Origin of the sequence: Okeania sp. SIO3B5 (genome assembly GCF_010692555.1) — a bacterium.
In the GTDB taxonomy this organism is placed as follows: domain Bacteria; phylum Cyanobacteriota; class Cyanobacteriia; order Cyanobacteriales; family Microcoleaceae; genus Okeania.
Window position 1 is genome coordinate 1 of sequence record NZ_JAAHHG010000700.1, and the last position, 4,353, is coordinate 4,353.

Consider the following 4,353-nt stretch of genomic DNA (forward strand, 5'->3'; position numbering starts at 1 on the left):
CTCTTCCCCCAAAGTTGGGGGGAAGAGTCAATTTGCTTGCTCTAGTCCCCCAATTTTGGGGGATTTAGGGGGCTTTGATGTAGCAAATGGGACTTCTCAAACAACCTCTAATATCATGTCCGGTAGTATCGGAGCGTGTATAAAATTAAGGTGACACTCTTGAGAAAAGCTTCTGCCTCCTGCCTCCTGCCTCCTGCCTTCCTTCCACCAAAGTCTAATTATTCAACCGGACATGATATAAAACCCCACCTTTTAAGGCAAAATATTTTTGGAGCCTTACTCAAATCAAAAATAACTTCTGACTTCTGACTTCTGACTTCTGACTTCCTAAAATACCGATGCTATCTGACTTGATATAAATTATTGTTTGAGGTGTATTGAAGTTAAAATTTTGGTCTAAAAAAAATTAGGAGTTTTTCCAAATGCTGGCAGTACAAAATTTCTTGGTTATAGTAGCAGAAATTGGTTTGCTATTCGTAATTTTCAGCATAATTAATTGGTTAGCTGGAGAAATTTTAAAACAACTAACCAAAGCTGTTTCAAGCAAGAAAATTAGAATTACAATTCAAAATATCCAAAAGAATATCCAGACTGTATTAATCATAAGTGGTGGATTACTCGGAATCCTGATATTAGGATTTAATAGTTGGTTAATATTTCAAGGGGAAAATCTACTAGAATACACAAAATCATTTATTAATACTATTCCCAAAGAATTCTGGGAAAATATAGGTATGGGAGTAGGCAGAAGTTTATTCTTATTACTCTTCGTAGCTATTACTCAACCTTACCTCCAACGTTTAATAGACAATTTGTGCGATCGCACCAAAAGATTTGAATATATTACTGCTAACGATGAAAGTATAGAATCTTTCTTTGACTTTGTCAGTCTCAACCTAATTAACATTATTTGGCTGTTTAGCCTCACCTTATGTACTCAATTTATCCAACTACCAGAAGTAATTCCGCAATATATGTATATTGCTCTGAGAGTATATATCATTATCGCAGTAGGCATACTTCTGGTCAAAGCCAACATCATAATTATCGACACACTAGATGCTCTGAGCGAAAAATACTCCAGTCCTAGTTCTAACAAACTGCTACGCTTATACGATAGCCTCCGCCATCTCATACCCCTATCAAAACGATGTCTTGAGTATATAATCTACTTGTCTATGGCAACTCTAGTGTTTCAGCAACTAGACTTTATTGCCTATCTAGCAACTATTGGACCTAAAGTTATTCAGATAGTCGGCATATTTTATACTAGCCGTGTAATTGAAGAGATAGGCAAGCTGTTGGCCAGAAAATTTCTACTTGGTGGCGACGAAGAGTTAGATGAAGTTAATAGAAAGAGACGAGAAACCCTCTTACCATTGTTCGAGAGTACCCTCAAATATCTCACCTACGTTGGCGCAATGATCGCTATTCTCAATGTCCTCGGTATTGACTCTACTCCTGTTCTCGCAAGTGCTGGTATTTTAGGTCTTGGTGTGAGCATGGGAGCACAGAGTATTGTTGAAGATGTAGTAGCTGGGTTGTTTAATTTATTTGAAGGCTACTATTTAGTAGGTGATTTTGTGGAAATTGATGACATAAAAGGTTATGTGACAGCCATCGAACTTAAAACTACCCGTATTAGTTTTGACGATAAAGACTATATTATTCGCAACGGCGAAATTGGTAATATTGTTAACTATTCCAGATATAGTGAAGCTGGAGTAAGTGTCGGTGTTGCTTATGATGCTAATCTCGAACACGTTTACAAAGTTATAGAAGCAGTGGGGCAAAAATTAAAGCAGGAGAATGAGGATGTCATAGAAGCGACTGAGGTAGACGGGGTTGAAAGGTTTGATAGATATCAGTTAGTAATTCAGACAACAACACAAGTTAAACCAGGAACAAACGAAGATATAGAGTTGTGTTTGCGTAAAATGATTGTAGATGCTTTTGAAGAAGAAGGGATTGAAATTCCTCATCGTGGCGATCGCAAAGCTAAGGATAGTCTAGAAGAGCCAGATCCGGAGGATGAAGAGGACGAAGAGGATGAAGAGGACGAAGAGGATGAAGAGGACGAAGAGGATGAAGAGGACGAAGAGGATGAAGAGGGTGAAGAGGATTAATAAGTAACTAGCGCCGCTACCCGGAAGTTATATCATGTCCGGTTGAATAATTAGACTTTGGTGGAAGGAAGGCAGCGGGAGCTGGAGGCAGGAGGCAGAAGGTTTTCTCCTTTTTTCACCTTAATTTTATACACGCTCCGATGCTACCGGACAAGATATCAAAAGTTAAAAGTCAGGTGAAAATATCAGGAACGGGCAAGATGCCCATTCCACAAAACAAAACTATTAACCTGCATTCCGCAATACGAATATGTAGTAAACATTTATCAAAGTGGGGGCAGGCATCCTGCCTTTCCCTACCTGCGGTGAAAATATCAGGAACGGGCAAGATGCCCATTCCACAAAACAAAACTATTAATCTACATTCCGCAATTAGCAAAATCATTTTAACAGTCGTTTCACCGTGCTGATCAGTTCTCCTGGTTGAAATGGCTTGGCAATGTAAGCATTTGCACCTTGTCTAATACCCCAATAATGGTCAAAATCTTCTCCTTTAATAGAACAAAAAATTATTGGTAAATCTTTCGTCGAGGGACTCGATCTGATACGACGACAAACTTCATAACCGTTAATATCTGGCATCACAATGTCCAAAATGATTAAGTCAGGTTTATGTATTTCTATTTGCTCTAATGCTTCTAGTCCATTATTAGCAGATTTCACCTTGAGGCCACTTTTTTTTAAGAGGTTGATAATCATTTGCCGATGAGAATGTTGGTCATCCACTACCAAGATTTTACTCATAATTAACTTTGTCTATATTTTTATTTGATGATGCACTATTTATAGTTATAGCTATAAGCATTCAGCATTTCCTAGGTCATGCTCCGAAACAGCTAGATTCAAAACAGCTATGTTTCACAATTATCCCAGATAAAATTTGTACAACTTATTTTTAGCGAATAATTAGGGCTTACCGATCTAATCTAAAAGCATTGACATATAAAGACAAGTGCCTTTTTGGGGCCTTTAAAAAGTGCAAATTTTTCAGCTCTTCACGCTCAAAAAGGAGCGTATTTTAGGCTCATAGTTGGGCAGAAAAATCCCAAATTGACAATTGTTGAATCCTACCTCCTCGCTCATTCCCCGTTTCTCCTGTCTCCTGTCTCCTGTCTCCTGTCTCCTGCTAAAAGACTTTTTCCGCAAACCCTAATTATTAATTATTAATTATTAATTATTAATTATTTAAATGGCTCCTAAAGTAGAAATATACAAAACGGCTTCATCTAAAGGAATACCTAAAACTTCATTGACACGATCGTCAAAGAAACCACCGATCCCACTAACACCTAAATTAAGATAAATAGCTGCTAAATTTAGTTTTTGTCCAAGATGGCCTGCATCTGCATGGAGGTAACGGTAAGCGCGATCGCCATATTTTACTACAGCTTTTTTGAGGTCTGCAGTATGAAATAGCACAACAGCAGCATCTCTCCCTAATTCCTGCCCCAAGCACAGAAAATGTAGCTCTTGTCGAAAATTTTTAAACCTAATTTGTCGTAACTCTTGAGCTACTGGAGCATAATAATAACAACCCTCTTCTAAATCATCTACCCCCGAAACAGCAATAAATGTTTCGATTAAACTCAGGTCAAAATAATCAGGGTTACGATCTAAGTCTTGATTAATATAATGATGGGGTTGATAGGTAAAATCTAATACAGCCAATAGTTCCTTTAAAGCAATTGGTTCCCCAGTATACTCCCGAGTAGAGCGTCTTTTGAGAATTGTTTTTCTTAAACCTCCTAAGTCTTTTCCCCATGAGATAGAAGGAGTGACAGTGGGGACTTTTGTACAGAATGGAAAGTTGTATTTATCTTCTGAGTATTCAGGAGTTTCTCTTGTCTTCCAAGTAGGTACTTTTGGAGAATTTGAGTTGATGTGAGCAGCTTGATGTAAATGTTTTAGCAACTCTCCATCTGGAATCATAGGATAATCTGTTTGAGTGCTAGAAGGTAGAGCACTTTCCCATTGTGAGAGATTTTGTTCAATATCTAACAGATCTGCCAGAGCGACAATAGCGATCGCCTGTTCTTCTTGAGTATCTAGATAAAGTATTTGATTTACTGCTTCATCGGTAAACCCACCAATTAGATGAGGTCGATAGTTGGTGAAAGCAGAAGCTAATTCAATATTACCTAGTATTTGGGTCGAAAAAAGTACCTGGTTTTCAGCTCTTCACGCTCAAAAAGGAGCGTATTTTAGGCGCATAGTTGGGCAGAAAAAA

General features: G+C 38.0%; 2 protein-coding genes and 1 pseudogene. 1 reads left to right on the forward strand and 2 read right to left on the reverse strand.

The features are described 5' to 3' along the window. Positions 1 to 422: 422 nt before the first annotated feature. Positions 423 to 2,126, forward strand: coding sequence for a mechanosensitive ion channel family protein (locus tag F6K54_RS41135; RefSeq protein WP_293090269.1), 1,704 nt, complete (start codon positions 423 to 425; stop codon positions 2,124 to 2,126). A gap of 381 nt (positions 2,127 to 2,507) precedes the next feature. Here F6K54_RS41135 and F6K54_RS41140 read toward each other — a convergent pair whose 3' ends face one another. Then, positions 2,508 to 2,870: a PleD family two-component system response regulator gene (locus F6K54_RS41140; protein WP_293090270.1), complete on the reverse strand. Its 363-nt coding sequence runs from the start codon at positions 2,868 to 2,870 to the stop codon at positions 2,508 to 2,510. 441 nt (positions 2,871 to 3,311) lie between these two features. Beyond that, positions 3,312 to 4,274, reverse strand: a pseudogene (locus F6K54_RS41145) (SagB family peptide dehydrogenase); the annotation flags it as partial. Positions 4,275 to 4,353 lie beyond the last annotated feature (79 nt).